The organism is Curtobacterium poinsettiae (assembly GCF_047226435.1).
GTDB lineage: Bacteria > Actinomycetota > Actinomycetes > Actinomycetales > Microbacteriaceae > Curtobacterium > Curtobacterium poinsettiae.
The window spans coordinates 2,365,674-2,383,108 of record NZ_CP178434.1; the positions used below are offsets into that span (position 1 = coordinate 2,365,674).

The 17,435-nt window shown below is 71.6% G+C and carries 13 protein-coding genes; 8 read left to right on the forward strand and 5 right to left on the reverse strand.

Annotated elements, in window-relative coordinates; translation table 11 throughout:
* The first annotated feature begins 29 nt into the window (after positions 1–29).
* Complete coding sequence (locus ACL00U_RS11085; protein ID WP_194589669.1) at positions 30–1,316, forward strand: O-antigen ligase family protein; 1,287 nt, start codon at positions 30–32, stop codon at positions 1,314–1,316.
* A 155-nt stretch (positions 1,317–1,471) separates the two neighbouring features.
* Here ACL00U_RS11085 and ACL00U_RS11090 read toward each other — a convergent pair whose 3' ends face one another.
* The gene (locus ACL00U_RS11090) at positions 1,472–2,218 is read right to left on the reverse strand and encodes a polyprenol monophosphomannose synthase (RefSeq protein WP_017888795.1); all 747 of its coding nucleotides are present in this window, start codon (positions 2,216–2,218) and stop codon (positions 1,472–1,474) included.
* Positions 2,215–4,701: a glycosyltransferase gene (locus ACL00U_RS11095; RefSeq protein ID WP_042538799.1), complete on the reverse strand. Its 2,487-nt coding sequence runs from the start codon at positions 4,699–4,701 to the stop codon at positions 2,215–2,217. The genes ACL00U_RS11090 and ACL00U_RS11095 overlap by 4 nt, the downstream gene beginning before the upstream one ends.
* 138 nt (positions 4,702–4,839) lie before the next feature.
* Between ACL00U_RS11095 and ACL00U_RS11100 the strand changes: the two genes are divergently transcribed.
* The gene (locus ACL00U_RS11100) at positions 4,840–6,126 is read left to right on the forward strand and encodes a glycosyltransferase family protein (protein ID WP_159556656.1); all 1,287 of its coding nucleotides are present in this window, start codon (positions 4,840–4,842) and stop codon (positions 6,124–6,126) included.
* 80 nt (positions 6,127–6,206) lie between these two features.
* Here ACL00U_RS11100 and ACL00U_RS11105 read toward each other — a convergent pair whose 3' ends face one another.
* Together ACL00U_RS11105 and ACL00U_RS11110 are read right to left on the reverse strand one after the other, a co-directional pair.
* Positions 6,207–8,699 (reverse strand): hypothetical protein, encoded by a 2,493-nt coding sequence (locus ACL00U_RS11105; protein ID WP_052481761.1) that lies wholly within the window; start codon positions 8,697–8,699, stop codon positions 6,207–6,209.
* A gap of 77 nt (positions 8,700–8,776) precedes the next feature.
* A complete protein-coding gene (locus ACL00U_RS11110; RefSeq protein ID WP_056070885.1) occupies positions 8,777–9,382 on the reverse strand; it encodes a hypothetical protein in 606 nt (201 codons plus the stop codon).
* A 189-nt stretch (positions 9,383–9,571) separates the two neighbouring features.
* Between ACL00U_RS11110 and ACL00U_RS11115 the strand changes: the two genes are divergently transcribed.
* From ACL00U_RS11115 to ACL00U_RS11140, 6 genes are all read left to right on the forward strand, one after another.
* Positions 9,572–10,474: an ABC transporter permease gene (locus tag ACL00U_RS11115; protein WP_017888790.1), complete on the forward strand. Its 903-nt coding sequence runs from the start codon at positions 9,572–9,574 to the stop codon at positions 10,472–10,474.
* Positions 10,475–10,477: 3 nt separating this feature from the next.
* Complete coding sequence (locus ACL00U_RS11120; RefSeq protein ID WP_017888789.1) at positions 10,478–11,707, forward strand: ABC transporter ATP-binding protein; 1,230 nt, start codon at positions 10,478–10,480, stop codon at positions 11,705–11,707.
* Positions 11,708–11,766: 59 nt separating this feature from the next.
* Positions 11,767–12,783: a glycosyltransferase family 2 protein gene (locus ACL00U_RS11125; RefSeq protein WP_017888788.1), complete on the forward strand. Its 1,017-nt coding sequence runs from the start codon at positions 11,767–11,769 to the stop codon at positions 12,781–12,783.
* A 74-nt stretch (positions 12,784–12,857) separates the two neighbouring features.
* Positions 12,858–14,009, forward strand: a complete 1,152-nt coding sequence (locus ACL00U_RS11130; RefSeq protein ID WP_412873401.1) for a glycosyltransferase family 4 protein — start codon at positions 12,858–12,860, stop codon at positions 14,007–14,009.
* Positions 14,006–14,860 carry a glycosyltransferase family 2 protein gene (locus ACL00U_RS11135; protein WP_214518766.1) on the forward strand — a complete coding sequence of 285 codons (855 nt, stop codon included), beginning with the start codon at positions 14,006–14,008 and terminating at the stop codon, positions 14,858–14,860. Before ACL00U_RS11130 ends, ACL00U_RS11135 begins: the two co-directional genes overlap by 4 nt.
* A gap of 132 nt (positions 14,861–14,992) precedes the next feature.
* Complete coding sequence (locus tag ACL00U_RS11140; protein WP_042538807.1) at positions 14,993–15,532, forward strand: DUF805 domain-containing protein; 540 nt, start codon at positions 14,993–14,995, stop codon at positions 15,530–15,532.
* 53 nt (positions 15,533–15,585) lie between these two features.
* On the opposite strand, the gene ACL00U_RS11145 is transcribed toward ACL00U_RS11140, so the two are convergent.
* On the reverse strand, positions 15,586–17,433 hold the full coding sequence (locus ACL00U_RS11145) for a glycosyltransferase family protein (protein WP_412873402.1): 1,848 nt from the start codon (positions 17,431–17,433) through the stop codon (positions 15,586–15,588).
* Positions 17,434–17,435: the final 2 nt, after the last annotated feature.

Consider the following 17,435-nt stretch of genomic DNA (forward strand, 5'->3'; position numbering starts at 1 on the left):
GCCAAGATGGACGCGTGACGGACGGCCGGGTGAGCAGACAGGTGCTCGGGCGCCGGTACCTCTCCGCCTGGATCGGCTTCTCGGCCGGTGGACGGTTCAGCCAGGCGCTCGCGACGGTCATCGTGCTGTTCGGGTTCGGCCAGCCCACGGTGGAGACACTCGTCGGTCAGGCGGGGACCTGGGCGGTGCTCGTGACGCTGTTCGTGCTCGCGGGGCTGAGCCTGCTGGGACAGCGCTACCGGATCGAGTGGCACGGGGTCCTCCCCCTCTCGCTGTTGGCCTTCGTCGGCTACTGCGCGTTGAGCGTGCTGTGGAGCGAGTACTCCTGGTTCGCGCTCCGCGGGCTCGTGCAGACCGTGTGCTTCATCGGCCTCGGGCTGTACCTGGCGCTCGGCCGCGACCTGGTGCAGGTGATCCGGGCCTCGGGCGACGCCTTCCGGATCCTGCTCGTGACCGCCCTCGGGCTCGAGGTCCTGTCCGGCCTGGTGCTCGACGTCCCGTTCCCGGCGTTCGGCATCCGCGGTGACATCGCGTACGGCGGCCCGATCCAGGGCATCGGCGGCACACGCAACTTCATGGGCTTCATCGCCGCCATGGCACTGGTCACCTTCGTGATCGAGTTCCTCACCCGGTCCGTCACGCTCTGGCGCGCGATCGCCTCGACCTCGCTCGCCGTCATCGCCCTGATGCTCGTGCAGTCCCCCATCACCGGCCTGGCGATGATCGCACTCGCCGTCACCGCACTGGCGCTCTGGTCACTCCGGCACGCGCGACCGGCGACCAGACCGGTGGTCAACGGCGTCCTCGGCGCGGTCGTCCTGCTGACCCTGGCCGTCGGGGTGCTCGCGCGGCACCGGCTGCTCGCCGAGATCGGGGCGGCCGGCGGCACCGCGACGCGCACGGACCTGTGGTCCCAGATCCGGGTCCTGGTGGAGCGCTACCCGATCCAGGGCTGGGGCTGGGTGGGGACCTGGCCGACCGAGCCGGTGGTGCCGTACGTGACGCTCATCGACCCCGCCGGCGTCCGCTTCACCTCGGGCCTGAACGCCTTCGTGGACGCCTGGCTGCAGATCGGCTTCGCGGGCACGCTCATCCTCGGGATCACGGCGCTGCTCGCGTTCGCACGGGCCTGGGTGACGGCGACGACGTTCCCCGGGGTGGCGTACGTGTGGCCGGCCGCGGTGCTCGTGCTGCTCGCCGTCACCAGCACGGCGGAGAGCTACCTGCTGCACGGTGCGGGGCTGATGTTCTTCGTGACGGTGCTCGTGATCGCCGCGCGGCGGCGCTCGTGGCGCCGGCACCTGCCGCGCGTGTAGCGACGGACCGGAGGCCCGTGGCGGCCCCGCACCGCGCCTCCAGGCCGTCACGCCGAACGTTCCGGGCGCGAGCATCGTGAGCAGGAGTGGTCGCCCCGGCGGACGGGACCCGACCGTTCCTGTGCACGAAGCGATCGCGCGCTCCGGGGCCCGCGCTACGGGCGCGTGCGGCGACCGAGACGGCGCTGCACACCCCACCGGGTGACACGGAGCATCGCCTCGACCACGATGGACCGGCTCATCTTGGAGACCCCGTGCACGCGGTCGCGGAACCGGATCGGCACCTCGACGATGCGGCCGCCGAGGGCGTCCACGCGCAGCGTCATGTCCACCTGGAAGCAGTACCCCTTCGAGTCCACCGACCCGAGGTCCATCCGCGCGATCGCCGACGAGCGGTACACGCGGTACCCGGCGGTGATGTCGCGCACGTCCAGGCCGAGCACCAGGCGGGCGTAGGTGTTCGCCCCGCGGCTGAGCGCCTGGCGTCGGAGCGGCCAGTCGACGACCGAGCCACCCGGCACCCAGCGGGACCCGATCGCGAGCAGGACGTCCTCGGACGCGGTCACGGCGTCGATCATGGCCGGCAACCGGTCGGCCGGGTGCGAGCCGTCGGCGTCCATCTCGACCAGCAGCGGGTAGCCGCGCTCCAGACCCCACCGGAAGCCGGCGACGTACGCCGTGCCGAGCCCGGCCTTGCCGGGGCGCTGCAGCAGGTGCACGCGGTCGTCAGCGGCGGCCAGCGACCGCACGATGTCCCCGGTGCCGTCCGGGCTGCCGTCGTCGACGACGAGCACGTGGGCACCGGGCACCGCCGCCAGCACGGCGGCCGTGATCGCGCGGATGTTCTCGGCCTCGTCGTAGGTCGGGACGATGACGAGGGCGGCGGTGTCCCCCGGGGTCACCGGTTCAGGCGCCGCTTCACCTTGCCTGCGACGCTGCGGGGGCCCTCGGTGCGCAGGTAGTGCACGGCGCGACCGAGGTCGTAGCGGACACCGGAGAGCTTCTTGCGCTCCGGCACGCGGACGCGCATCTTGTGCGGCTCGATCGAGGACGTCGTGTCGCGCACCGACTTGTCCGCAGCGCGGATCGGGTTCCGGCAGAACTCGACGAGCGGGGCGAGGACGTTCTCCCACGTGAACTGCTCGCGCACACGGTCGACGTTGCCGATGAACTCGGTGCGGGCCTTCTTGTCGAAGAGCGCCGTCTCGAGCGCGGTCGCCAGGCCGTCGACGTCCTGCTCGTGCACCGCGATGCCGAGCTTCTGCTCCGCGACGAGGTCACCGAACGAGTCGCCGGCCGTCGTGACGATCGGCAGACGTGCCCACAGGTAGTCGAGGATGCGGGTGCGGAACGAGAACGTCGTCTCGAGGTGCTCGTAGTGCGTCGAGACGCCGGCGTCGGCCTCGAGCAGGTAGGCGCCGCGCTCCTCGTACGGGATCCACTGGTCGTTGAAGAACACGTGCTTGCCGGTGAGCCCGAGGGCGTCCGCCTCGGCGCGGACCTTCGCCACGATGTCCATCTCGGGGACGTCGGGGTTCGGGTGCTGCACACCCATGAAGAAGAGCTTGACCGACGGACGGCGCTCGGCGAGCCGGGCGATCGAGCGGACCAGGGTGATCGGGTCGAACCAGTCGTAGATCCCCCCGCCCCAGACGACGAGCTTGTCGTTCTTGCCGATGCCCGGCACGACGCCCTTGACCCGCTGCTGGTCGTGCACCGGCGGGGTCGAGGACAGGCCGAACGGCACGACGCCGATGAGCGAGCGCAGGTCGGCGTCACGCGAGTACGTGCGGGCGTTCACGCGGCCGGAGCCGGCGAGCTGCCCGAGCCAGAACATCCGCTGACGCTCCGAGGCACAGATGAAGTAGTCGCCGAGCTCGAGCTGGTGGTTCAGCGTGTCCGAGGCGTCGAGGATCTGGCGGTTCCACTTGTCGACGTCGTCGCTGCGGCCCTGTTCGAGCTGCTCGAGGTGCAGCGGGTCGTAGACGTCGACGACCAGGATCTTGCTGGTCGACTCGAGCACGGGGAACAGCCGGAGCGCGTGGCCCTGCACGATGATGACGTCGGCCCAGCCCTCGTGCTCGACCATCTGGCGCGGGTGGCGGTGCGGGACCGTGACGACCTCGTACGAGGGGTCGATCGGCGACGAGCGGGTGAGGCTGACCACGCGGACGTCGTGCTCCGATGCCAGCTGCTTCGCCATCTGGGTGGCACGGATCGCCGGACCGGCCATCTTCGCGCCGATCGAGTCGCCCGTGATGATGAGGACGCGGCGACGGGTGCCGACCTCGAGCACGCCGAGGGAGTGCACGATCTTGTCGTAGCCGGCCAGGTAGTTCTCGATCGGGTACGCGGGCTCGTCGCGGTTGCCGAACAGGCGGAGGAGCTCGCGGTCGGACCGGACACGGGTCGCCTGGATCTGGCGGCGGGACTCGGTCATCGACGGCAGCTGCTCGACGAACTGGTCGACGCCGTAGATGCCCGCCATGCTCGTCTTCGGCACCGGGATGGTGGGGACGCTGTCGTCGCCGGGGTTGCGCAGGTCGAGCTCGGTGGAGTCGAGCTCCCCGCGGCCCACGGCACGGCGGACGGCGAGCGCCAGCGAACCGGGCAGCGCCGCGGCGAGCTGTTCGTCACCGAGGTTCTTGTAGAGCGTGAACAGTGCGTTGCGCTCGAGCAGGTAGGTCTCGCGGAAGTCGCCGAACTTGTTCATCGACGCGTGGTGCTTGTGGAACGCGACGGACTTCGGCTGGTACCGGAAGCGCCAGCCGAGCAGGTTGAGCCGCCAGCCGAGGTCGACGTCCTCGTAGAACATGAAGTAGCGGTCGTCGAAGCCGTCGAGCTGCTCGAAGAGCTCGGCGCGGATGAACATCGCGGCGCCGGTGCCGAACAGGACGTCGGTCTCGCTCTCCCACCGGCCGGTGTCCGGCGACCCGGCGAAGGGCTTGTAGCCCATGCCGTACCAGGTCATCGCGGCCTCGGTGAAGTCGACGTTGACGCCTTCCCAGTCGAGGACCTTCGAGGCGACGGCACCGATGTCGGCACCGGAGGCGAACGTGGCCATGGCCTCGCGCACCCAGCCGGTGTCCGGACGGGCGTCGTTGTTGAGGAACGCCACGACCTCGCCGGAGGACTTCTCGACGCCGAGGTTGCACCCGCCCGTGAACCCGAGGTTCGCACCCGCGTCGATCAGGGTGAAGTCGAGGGACGAGGCCTTCAGCCGACCGAGGTGCTCGGGGCCCGAACCGTTCTCGACGACGATCACCTCGAGCTTGTCCTGCGGCCAGTCCTGCTTGCGGAGCTCCGCGATGCTCGTCAGGGTGTCGTCCGTGCCCTTGTAGTTCACGAGGATGACGGAAACGACTCCCGGCTTGCGCTCTGTCACGCGAGTTCCTCCAGCAGCTGCCGCGCACCGGGCGCGGGTAGGTGGCTCGGCCAGCGGGGTGCCGCGGGCCGATGACACCCTACAAGGCGCGCCCACGGACTCCCTGCCGCCGCTGCGGATTCGTGCAGAATGGCGTGCGTGACCGCTGTGATCCCGAGCACCCCCATGCCCTCCCCCCTCCGCGAGGACTACGCGGCCCTCGCGGCCGACGAGCACGCCGAGGGCCCCCGCGGCACGATCCGCTTCGCGGTCTCGACCGCCGATCCGGCCGAGGGCAAGGGCGACCTGTTCGTCGCGCTCGGCCTCGCGCGGGCACTCCGGGCCGAGGGCTGGGGCGTGGCGATGTGGCCGTTGGCGCGCTGGGGCGAGGAGCTCCCCGCCGACACCACCGTCGTGGTCAGCATGATCGAGTCCTTCGTGCCCGGCTACGTCCCCGCCGGCACCGCCCTGGTGGCGTGGGTGCGGAACTGGACCGCCAAGTGGGCAGCCCTGCCGTACCTGGACGAGTTCGACGCCGTCTGGACCTCGTCCGAGGCCGCCCGCGACGCGGTCGCCGCGGCCTACAGCGGCCCCGTCGAGGTCGTGCCGATCGGCGTGGACACCGAGCTGTTCACCACCGACGCCACCGCACCGCGCGAACGTACCGACCGCGCCGTCACCACCGTCAACTTCTGGGGTGTCCGCCGCCGTGTGCAGGACGTCCTGGCCGAGGTCGCCCCGACCGAACCGATCGTCTGGTTCGCCGCGAACGTCGACCACGTCGAGGCCTCGGCCGGCGTCGAGCTCCGCCCAGCGGTGTCCTACTTCGCGCTGCCCGAGGTCTACCGCGCAGCCGGTTTCGTCGTCGACGACGTGATCGAGCCGGCCGCCGAGTACGGCACCCTGAACTCCCGCCTGTACGAGTCGCTCGCGTCCGGCGCGCTGCCCGTCACCGACTGCGCGCTCGGGCTCGACGAGCTCGGCCTGTCCGACGTGCCGGTGTTCGACGACGCCGACTCGCTCGAGCGCGTGCTCGCGATGCCCCGCGACGAGCGCACGGCCCTGGTCGCCCGGCTCCGCGCCGTGGTGCTCGAGCGGCACTCGTTCCGCACCCGTGCCGAGCAGGTCGGCCCGTCGCTCGACGCCGCCGTCGCCGCCGCCTCGGGTCGGAGCGGCGAGCGTGGGGCGTTCCTGCGCTGGGCCACCGCCCAGCGCGAGACGCTCCGGCAGGCCGAGCACGACCGCGACGTCCACCTGTCCGGCGTGCACGACATCAACGCACGCCTGGTCGCGTCGGAGCAGCAGGTCGGCGCGTACGACACCGCACGCCGCCGGGCCGAGGCGGAGCGCGACCAGATCGCGGCCCGCTTCGAGGGCCTCACGCGCTCGCCCGAGTACCGGCTGCTGCACGGCGTCGGTCTGATGGCGCGGCGCGCACGCCGCTGACGGCGGTCGACGCGACCAACAGACGGACGGGAGGCCCGGTACCAGCTGGTACCAGGCCTCCCGTCCGTCGTGGTGACCGTCTACTGCACGGTGACGGTCTTGGTGCCGAAGCTCTTGTAGGTGCCGCTCGGCAGGTCCTGGAAGTAGACGCGCACGGTGTGCGTGCCCTTCTTCAGCCCGGTGAACTTCCGCGACAGTCCCACGTCCGACCCCCAGTCCGGGTGTGCGGCCTGCACGTCGGTCCGGGTCGCGTTCGCGGTGCCCGGCGAGACGGCCACGCCGTCCAGGTGGATCTTGTAGCCGACCGGGTCCCAGACGTCCGGGTCGATGGCCCAGCCGGCGACCGTGATGGTGCCGACGCCGCCGGTGACCGACTCGTACAGGCCCTTGACCGAACCGGTCTTGCCCGTCTTGCCGGTGGTGGGCGGGTCGGTGACCCGCACGCTCTTCGTGCCGAAGCTCTTGTAGGTGCCGCTCGGCAGCTCCTGGAAGTACACCCGCACCGAGTGGGTGCCGGCGGTCAGCCCGGGGATCTTCAGGGACAGGCCGACGTCGGAACCCCAGGCGGGGTGCACGGCCTCGACGTCGGTCCGCTTCGCGTTCGCGGCTCCGGGGGCGATGGCGACACCGTCGACGTGGATCTTGTACTGCACCGGGTCCCAGACGTCGGGGTCGATCGCCCAACCGCGCACCGTGGCGCTGTTCACGCCGCCGGTCACGGACTCGTACGCGCCCTTGACCGAACCCGTCTTGCCCGTCTTGCCCGTCGTCCCCGACGCGTCGGGTTCGGCGGACGATGCGGCGGTCACGGTCACGGACTTGGTGCCGAAGCTGACGTACTTGCCGCCCTGCAGGTCCTGGAAGTAGACGCGCACGGTGTGCTTGCCGGCCTTCAGTCCGGTGAGCCGGAGCGTCAGGCCGACGTCCGAGCCCCAGGTGGGGTGGTCCGCCGCGACGTCGGTGCGCGTGGCGTCCGCGACACCGCTGTTCGTGCTCACGCCGTCGACGTGGATCTTGTACTTGACCGGGTCCCAGACGTCCGGGTCGATCGCCCAGCCCCGCACGGTGGCCGTGCCGACGCCGCCGGTGACGGAGTCGTACGAGCCGCGGACCTTGCCGGTCTTGCCGGTCTTGCCGGTGGTGGGGGCGTCGACGACGACGGACTTCGACGCGACCTTGACGTACTTCGTGCCGGGCTTGTCCACCACGTAGAGCGTCACCGCGCGCTTGCCGGCGGACATCCCACCGATCGTCTTCGAGAAGCCGAGGGTGCTGCCGACGCCCGGGTAGACCTTCGCCACGTCGGTGCGGGTCGTGTCGGCCGTGCCGGTCGCCTTGCTCACGCCGTCGACCAGGATCTTCCACGAGCCGGGCTTCGACGAGTCGGGGTCGAGGACCCAGCCGCTCGCCGAGATCGTGCCGACGCCGCCGGTCACCGAGTCGAGGACGCCCTTCGGCGCTTCGCTCGTGACGGTGCGGGTGTAGCAGCCGAGCAGGGTGTTGCCGCCGCGGCCCTGGTTGATGGCGTACGTGCAGACGTTGTGCTTGCCGAGGCTCAGCCCGGTCAGGGTCGTCGAGAACCCGTGCCGGGTGTTGTTCGCCCCGAGGGTGCCCGCCAGGTCGCTGCGGTTCGCGTCGGCGGTGATGGTCTTCGCGCCGTCGCCGTCGACGTAGAACGCGACGCGCAGGGGGTTCGTCGTGTCGGGGTCGGCGGCCCATCCCCGGACCGTCAGGGTCGAGGTGGCGGTGGCGGTCACCGCGTCGACGTTGCCGACCGGGTTGCCGCTGCCGCTGGAGGCGCCGAACCAGTCGGTGTACATGCGCCAGAAGTTGCGGTTGCCGTAGGCCGAGCAGCCGTCGCCGCTGCCGTAGAGGTTCGACATCGCCGCGGCGTTCGGCGTGTACGGCGTGTAGATGTAGAGCGCCGCGGTGGCCTGGTTCTGGATGTAGACGGACTTGCGGCCGCACGCGGCGTTCGGGTTGAGCAGGATCGAGTTCGTCCGGCCCGCCTGGTACGCCCACGAGGTCGGCGTCGCCTGGTACCGCTTGAACTGCAGCGCCGCGGCGTAGACCTGCTGGCCGAAGCCGAAGTACGCCGGGTCGCACGGGGCGGTGTCCGGGCACGCGAAGCCGGTGGCGTGCAGGTACATGTAGGACGTCGGCGAGGACGTCGTCACGATGCCCTGCTCCTTCTGCAGGAGCACGAGCAGCACCTTCTGGCTGATGCCGCACGCGGCACCGACCTGGGCGATCATCGTCGCGGCGCTCTTGGTGCCGCCGGCGATGGCCTTGCACCGGCCGGAGACCGCGCCGATCGAGCTCATCTTCTGCGAGAAGTCCTTCAGGCAGGCGGGCCCACCCGAGGCCTTGCGGCAGTTCGGTGCGACGCTCGTCAGGAACGACTGCACGGCTGCGGCGCTCATGGCCGAGCCGTTGTAGAAGTTCGCGTCGCTGATGATGTTGCCCGGGTCGAAGTCCGAGGCGACGGCGGCCGACGCCGACCGGGTCGTGGTCTGCTCCGAGAGCACCGTGCCGAAGGTCAGACCGCTCACCGCGACGGCGAGGGACGCCACCAGCGCGAGGGAGCTGCGGAGGGACCGCCGGACGGGGCGGTCATCGCTGTCGGGACGGGGGGAACGGGTGGGGCGCATCACGGGACCTCGGCGGTCAGGGGGTCGGACGTCGTCGACGCGGAGCCGATGGCGTAGGTCAGGGTGACGGACCAGGTGCCGCTCGGCACCTTCGCCGCGGGGAACGACACCTGCGCGCAGTTCACCGACGAGGCACTCGCCTGCGCGGTGCTCGTGGCCTTCCGCGTGACGCCGTTCTTCGTCGCGGTGAAGGTGCACTTCCCGCTCGTGTCGGTGGTGCCGGAGACCAGGCCGCCGGCCTGGAGCGTCTTCGAGCCGGTGTCCCAGCCGGCGTAGGTCACGACGGCCGTGGCCGGGAACTCCGACGGGTCGGTGTCCGGCTGGTTCGTCGCGCCGCTGCCCGGGAACGGACCGGGGGTGTCGTCGTCTCCGGCGCCGGAGTCGGAGCCGCCGTCGCCGGACGCACCGTCGGTCGGCGACGGGGCCGCTCCGGTGGGTGCCGCGGTCGCCGAGGCGTCGCCGGTCGGGGTCGCACTCGGGGTGCGCGTGGCGGAGGCCGACGGCGACGGGGTGGCGTCGTCGCCACCGCCGGAACAACCGGCCACGAGGAGACTGAGTGCACCGACCACCGCGAACGCAGCGATCGGCCTGGATGCGAGGAGCATGCTGACGGGCCGTCCTGAGGATGTTGACAAGGGTCCGGGTTGCAACAACGGTAACTCGAAAGTGAAGGTTGAGGGTTGGATCGGCCGGAATCACCCCCACTCGGGGTGCACGACGGCCGTCGCCCAACCCCGCCACGCGGGCCCGGTGAGTATGCTGTTCCGGTCCTGCCCCCACGAACGAAGAGACGTATGGTCGACCAAGCCCGCATGACCGCGCTCGCGAAGGAACCCCTCGTCGTGATCGGCGCTCCGACGAGCGCCTTCCGCGGAACCTTCCGCGAGCTGCGCGACGTCTTCCGGCAGCGCGAGATGCTCGGCATGCTCGTCCGACGTGACCTGAAGGCCCGGTACAAGGACTCGGCACTCGGGTTCGTCTGGACGCTCGTGCGCCCGCTGACCCAGCTGCTCATCTACTACTTCGTCATCGGCAAGGTCCTCGGCGCCGCCAACGGCATCGACAACTTCGCCATCTACGTCTTCACCGGCCTGACCGCCTACACGCTCTTCAGCGAGATCGTCGCCGGGTCGACGGGCTCGATCGTCGGCAACTCCGGGCTGATCAAGAAGGTCTACGTCCCGCGCGAGGTCTTCCCGCTCGCCAGTGTGGGCGCGGCCCTGGTGAACTTCACCATCCAGTTCGCGATCCTGCTCGCCGCGACGGTCGTGATCGGGGTCTTCCCCTGGCACGAGGGCCTGGTCTACCTGATCCCCTCGCTCGCCGTCATCCTGGTCTACGGCGCGGCCATCGGTCTCGTGCTGTCCGCGCTCAACGTGTACCTGCGCGACGTGCAGTTCGTCATCGACGTCGGCCTGATGGTCCTGCTCTGGGCCTCGCCGATCGTCTACTCCTACGCGCGCGTGGTCGCCACGGTGAACGCCGACTGGCTCATCACCGCGTACACGAACAACCCGCTGACGCTGGCGGTGCTCGGCCTGCAGAACGCGATCTGGCTGCACGACCCGGCCGACGTCACGTACCCGGAACACCTGATGCTGCGGCTGGGGATCGCCTTCGTGATCGGGCTCTTCTGCCTCATCGGTGCGCAGCGGATCTTCTCCCGCCTGCAGGGCAACTTCGCGCAGGAGCTCTAGACCATGGCCATCAGCACCCCCGTCGCCCCGACGACCACCGGCGACACCGCCGACCGTCCCGACGTCATCGTCATCGACCACGTGCGCAAGCGCTTCACGGTGCGCAAGGACAACACCCTGCGCGAGCGCATCGTCACCCTCGGTCGCGCCGGCCGCAAGCACCGCCAGGACTTCTGGGCCCTCGACGACGTCACCGTGTCGATCCAGGCCGGCTCGACCGTCGGACTGATCGGTCAGAACGGCTCCGGCAAGTCGACCCTGCTCAAGGCGATCGGCGGCATCATCCAGCCGACGTCCGGCACGGTGTCCCGCCGCGGTCGCCTCGCCGCGCTGCTCGAGCTCGGCGCCGGGTTCCACCCCGACCTGTCCGGCCGCGAGAACGTGTACCTCAACGCGAGCCTGCTCGGCCTCAGCCGCAAGCAGACCGACGAGAAGTTCGACGACATCCTGGCGTTCTCGGGCATCGGGGACTTCATCGACACGCAGGTGAAGTTCTACTCATCAGGCATGTACGTGCGGCTCGCCTTCGCCGTCGCCGTGCACACCGACCCCGACGTGCTGCTCGTCGACGAGGTCCTGGCGGTCGGTGACGAGGCCTTCCAGCGCAAGTGCCTCGACCGCATCCGCACCTTCCAGGAAGCCGGCAAGACGATCATCATCGTCACGCACTCGCTCAGCCAGGTGCAGGAGATGTGCGACCGCGTCGTCCTGCTCAACAAGGGCAAGGTGCTGCACGACGGCGACCCCGTGCAGGCCGTGAGCATGTTCCGCGAGGTGCTCGAGGAACGCCGCCAGGGCGAGCTCAGCACCGACGTCGCCGTCGGCCGCGGCAAGGTCCTCGGTGCGAGCGTGCACGTCGACGGCAAGGAGCCCCGCGCGGACGTCATGCCGGGCGACGACCTCGTCGTGGACATGGAGTTCGAGCACCTGGACGGCATCGCCGACTGGGAGGCCGCAGTCCAGATCAACAACGCCGGCGGCCAGGTCGTCTACGGCACCACCACCGGCATCATGGGCCTCGAACTGCACCCGCTGCACGGCCGCCGGAAGCTCCGTCTCCGCATCGCGGACACCGCCTTCGGCACCGGCAAGTACTTCATCAACGTGTCGATGATGGACTCCGCGGGCCGCCACCTGCACGACATGCCGGAGTGCGACTCGTTCGAGGTCCCCTCGTTCGGCAACGCCGTCGGCACCGTCTACGCGCAGCCCACGGTCGAGGAGCTCGACTGACCCCGGTCGACGGCGACACCGGGGCCCGTGCCGTCGGCGCTCCCCGAGCCGACGACACGTTGCGCACCGCCGTCGTCGTCGTCAACTGGAACCGCGCCGACCTGACCACCGCGGCCGTCCGCGCCGTGCTCGACGAGGGCACCGCCGACGACGTCATCGTCGTCGACAACGGGTCGTCGGACGACTCGGTCGCCGTGCTCCGCCAGGCACTGCCGGACGCGACCGTCGTCGCGCGGGACGACAACGGCGGGTTCGCGGCCGGCGCGAACACCGGCATCCGGCACACCGACGCCGACGTCGTCGTGCTCCTGAACAACGACGCCGTGCCCGCGCCGGGCTTCGTCGCGGCGCTCCGCGACCACCTGGCGCACGCCGGGCCCGAGGTCGCGGCGGTGACGGGCCGCATCGTGCTCGCCGGACGCTGGACGGTCCTCCCGGCCGGTGCGGAACCAGCGCCCGATGCGCGCGTCATGCGCGACCACGACGGGCGGCGCTGGACGCCGTCGGCGGACGGCGAGGTCCGGCTCAACTCGACCGGCGTCCGCGTCGACCGCGACGGCAACGGCATGGACCGCGACTGGTTCGCGCCCGTCGACCGGGTCGCCGACGTCGACGTCTTCGGGTTCTCCGGCGGCGCCTCCGCGCTGCGGCGCACGGCCCTGGACGACGTCGGCCTGCTCGACGAGTCGCTCTTCATGTACTACGAGGACACCGAGCTCGCCTGGCGGCTCCGCCGCCGCGGCTGGCGCGTCGAGCACGCCGCCGACGCGGTCGTCGAGCACGACCACTCGGCGTCGTCCGGCGTGCAGAGCGACCTGTTCGTCTTCCGGAACGCCCGCAACCGCATCGTCGTCGCCCTCTGGCACGCCCCCTGGCCGACCGTCGCGCGGGCGAGCGTCCGCACGCTGGGCCGCGGTCTGCGCGGGCTGGCCTCCGGTCGCACCCGCCGGGAGGCGCGGCTCGTCCTGGCAGCGTTCGCGGACGTCGCGGGGACCCTGCCGGTCCACCTCGCGCGCCGGCTGCGCGAGACCCGGCGCGCGTCCGTCCCGCGCCGCCGCGTGGACCCGGGCGCATGAGCGCAGCGGGCTATCCTGGACACTCCCCCGTCGACGGCCACGGCCACGACGCCCCCGCCCGGAAGGAACCACGCGTGCCGCAGCTCACCGTCCTCGTCGACGGGACCGCGGTACCGCAGGCGCTCGGCGGCGTCGGACGCTACGTCGAAGGGGTCGTGTCGCACCTGAGCGACCCGTCGCTCGACGTCCACCTGGTCGTCCGTCCCGTGCACGCCGCGCACTTCCGCTCGCTCGCGCCGAACGCCACCGTGCACACGGCGCCGGCGTGGACCGACTCGGTACCGCTGCGGTTCCTGTGGGAGCAGACCGGACTGCCGGCGCTCGGCCGTCGGCTCGGGGCGCGGGTGCTGCACTCCCCGCACTACACGTTCCCGTTCGGCTGGCGCGGCGGGTCCGTCGTCACGCTGCACGACGCCACGTTCTTCTCGAACCCCGAGTGGCACTCGCGCCTGAAGCGCACCTTCTTCACGTGGTGGAGCCGTCGTTCGCTGCGCACCCGGCCCGTCGTCATCGTGCCGAGCGCGGCCACCGCGACCGAGGCCGCCCGGGTCGTCCGCGGCATCCGTGCCGACGTCCGGGTCGCACCGCTCGGCGTCGACCGCACGGTCTTCCACGAGCCCGACGTCGCCGCGGTCGAGGACGCCCGGATCGCCGCCACCCTGCCCGAGGGCGCTCCGTGGATCGCGTTCCTCGGCACCATCGAACCGCGGAAGAACGTCACCGCGCTGCTCGACGCGTACGCCGCGGTGCGGTCCGCGCGTGCGGCCGGCGGCGCGGACACGCCGTGGCTGGTCCTGTCGGGGGCGCGCGGCTGGGACGAGACCGCGATCGCACGCCTCGACGCCCTGCAGCCCACCGACCACGTCATCGAGGCGGGGTACCTGCCGCTCGAGGACCTCGCCGGCTTCCTCGGCGGTGCGGACTTCGTCGTCTACCCGTCCCTGGGCGAGGGCTTCGGCCTGCCCGTGGTCGAGGCGATGGCCTCCGGCGCCTGCGTCCTGACCACCCGGCGGTTGTCGCTGCCCGAGGTCGGTGGCGACGCGGCCGTCTACACCGAGCCCGACGCGACGGCACTGGCCGCCGCGATGACAGCGCTGCTCGACGACCCGGCGCTCGTGGCCTCGCACCGTGCGGCGGCGCTGGCGCGGGCGGACGAGTTCACCTGGGACGCCACCGCCGCCGTGCACGTCGAGGCGTACGAGTCCGTCGGTGGGAGGACGCGGTGATCCGGGTCGCGGTGCTCACGGTCACCTACAACACCGGTGAGACCATCCGGCCGTTCCTGGCCAGCGTCGCCGGCGCCTCGAAGGACCCGGTCGCCGTCGTCATCGCGGACAACGGCTCGGCCGACATCGACGCGCTCCGGGCGATCGGTGAGTCCTACGGCGCCGTCGTGGTGTCCTCCGGCGGCAACCGCGGGTACGGCGGCGGGATCGACGCAGCCCTGAGCGCCCTCGACGACGTGCTGCCCGACGTGCGACCGGAGTTCCTGCTCGTGACGAACCCCGACGTCGTGCTCGGCGAGGGCTCGATCGACGAGCTCGTGGCCGCGGCCGACCGGATGCCGTCCGGTGGGTCGTTCGGCCCCCGGATCCTCGACGACCAGGGCGAGACCTACCCGTCCGCCCGGCAGCTCCCCTCGCTCCGGACCGGCCTCGGCCACGCGGCGTTCTCGCGGTTCTGGCCCGCGAACCCGTGGAGCCAGCGGTACTGGTCCACCACGAAGGTCGTCGAACGCGAGGCCGGCTGGCTCTCGGGTGCGTGCTTCCTCATCCGCACCGACCTGTTCCGCCAGCTCGGGGGCTTCGACGAGTCGTACTTCATGTACTTCGAGGACGTCGACCTCGGGCAGCGCGTCGGTCGTGCCGGCCGGGCGAACGTGTACGTGCCGTCGTCGGTCGTCACCCACACCGGTGCCCACTCGACGTCGTCCAACCGCCGCCGCATGGAGATCGAGCACCACCGGAGCGCCTACCGGTTCCTGTCGCGGAAGTACCGGGCGTGGTGGCTCTGGCCCCTGCGGGTCGTCCTGCACGCGGGCCTGTCGCTCCGCGCCCGCTGGGTGACGCGCAAGTAGCCCCCGCCCACCGGTACCCCGGTCGCCCAGGTCGCAAAACACCGGTGTCCACGTGTTACACCGCGATCTGGGAGTGTTCGACGTGCGAACACCGGTGTCTGGCGGGTACCCGGCGCCACTAGGCTCGGCGCCGTGCAACGTGATCCCGGACCCTGGCTCGGCTGCGGCCCGATCGACGCCGCCCGCCGCTACTGGACCGGAGCCTTCACGTTCCGCAGCGGCCGTGCGAGCCGCGCCGAGTTCTGGTGGGCACGCGGGGCCGACCTGCTCGTGGTCTGGCTCGTGCTCACCCTCGTGCCGATGATCACCGGTGTCCGGGGCGCCGACGACTCGATGACCGACTTCCAGAACACCCCCGGGTTCCTCGGGATCGGACAGTCCGTCCTGACCCTCGAGGGCAGCGACCACGGATGGCGCATCCTCGCCGAGGGCTCCCCGTCGCAGTGGGTGCTCTTCGCGTGGTGCATCGTCACCGCGATCCCGAACCTGGCACTCGGCGCACGGCGGCTCCGTGACATCGGGACCCCGGCGTGGATGGCGTTCTTCGGCGCCTTCCCGGTCATCGACTGGTTCCTCCTACTCGGCGCGCTCCGACGTAGTTGGCGCCCGACGCTCCCACCGGAACCGGACCCGTCAGGCGCCGAACTCCCTGTCGCCCACCGCGCCGCCTGACCCGCCTGAGCCGAACCCCGCCCGCGCCGGAACCTGGTTCGCGAGGAGTCGGGTCAGGAGCGGAGGCGGGTGCGTTCGGTTCGAGCTGCCTCGAGCAGGACGGCGGCACGGGCGTCGAAGGAGTGCTCGGCGGCGATGTACTCGGCCACGACGGCCCGCTCGGCAGCAGTCGGCCAGGCGTACGACGGGTCCAGCAGCGCGGCGAGTTCGTCGCGGGAGCGCGCGACCGCGAGCGTCGGCACGTCGAGCACGTCGGACAGCCCGGCGACCTCGTCGGTGACGACGACTCCCCCGGACGCCAGCACGTCGAACACCCGGTTCGACACGAAGCCGCCCGCCGCCATGTCCGGCCAGTGGTCGTTGAGCACCACACGCGCCGAGGCGTAGGCCGCCGCGACCTCGGGCCGGGTCAGCGACGATTCGCCGAGCGACTCCGCGGGGACGACCTCGTCCCACCCCGGACCGTGCACGCGCAGGTCGGCACCGAGCCCGACCGCGTCGGACACGATGGGGCGCGCGGCGCCGCGGGTCGAGCCGACGAACACCACGCGGTCGGCATCGGGGCTCGTCGCCGCCCGCGCGCCCGGGTGGAACACCGCGGGGTCGGTCGCCTGCAGCAGCGTCCGGACCGGCACGCCCGAACGATCGGCCGCGGCAGCCGCCCACACCGGACCGGCCGCGAAGGCGACGTCGAACGACCGCAGCTCGGTGTCGGCGACGTCATCAGGGTGGCTGATCACCCAGAGCAGGTTCACCGAGGCGGGGTTCGGCGGCACCCGATCCAGCCCGCGGATCACCAGCGTCACGTCGTCCGCAGCATCGTCGTCGCGCACGTGGGCGTCCCGCCGGTCGATCCGGACGCGCTGCCCGAGCCGTTCGAGGGCACCGGCCAGCTCGGCGGCGAAGTGCACGTCGCCCCACCCGTCGCCCTCCGGCCCGGCAGGCGCGGCGATCTTCAGCGACCAGGCGAGCGTATCGCTGGCGCGACGAGGCGTCTGACGGACCGGGGTCACCGGGCGCGCTCCCCACGGTGGCAACGGCGGCCCGGCGGAGACTGCAGCACCCCGGCCGTCGACCGAGTCCCGTCTCGCGTCCCGCCAGGCCGAGAACGCGTCCACGGTGGCGGCGTCGATCGTCCGCCCGGGTTCAGTGAGTCGGACGGTCTCACCGACGTCCTCCACCAGGATCGTGGGACCCGACTGCGGTCGCTGGCGCACAGCGCACGCGTGCGTCCACCCGACGAGCGTCGTCGGCTCGTCCGTGAGCACGGGCACAGGGACGATCGCGGCCCGGGGCACAGCGAGCACGGGCTGATCGGCACCGAACACCGAGTCCCCCGTGCCGAACGGACGGTCGTCCGACCACGGGAGTGCGCCGGGACGGATGAGCAGTGCACCGTTCCTCGCCGAACCGTCCGCCGTGCGCACCGAGGCCTGCACCAGGCGGTGGACTCCGGTCTCGGCGAGTGCCAGGAGACCGCCGGCATCGATCGTCACCGAGGTGTCGACCAGCAGGAGGACCCGTCCGACCCCGGCGGCGAGGCCGGCGTTGATCGCGGACCCCAGGCCGTCCACGGGCACGGTCCGCACCCACGGCAGGCGACGCCCGAACGGGTCGACCGGCGACGCATCGGCGACGTAGCTCACGGCCCGGACGTCAGCGCCACGACCGAAGGCATCGTGGGCGACCGACACCAGCCGGGCGACCTCGGCGTGCCGGTCCGAGCGGGTCGTCACGAGCACCGTGACGTCGTGGTCCAGCCGCGGCAGCGGGTCCGGGAACCCGGCCACGCGGACGACCTCAGCCGTCGTCGCGGGCGCGGGACGGGCCTCCCGGTCGGGGTGGTCGGCAGCCGTCGCGTCGCGACGACGGCGACCGAACCACCCGGAACCGGAGGCCACGG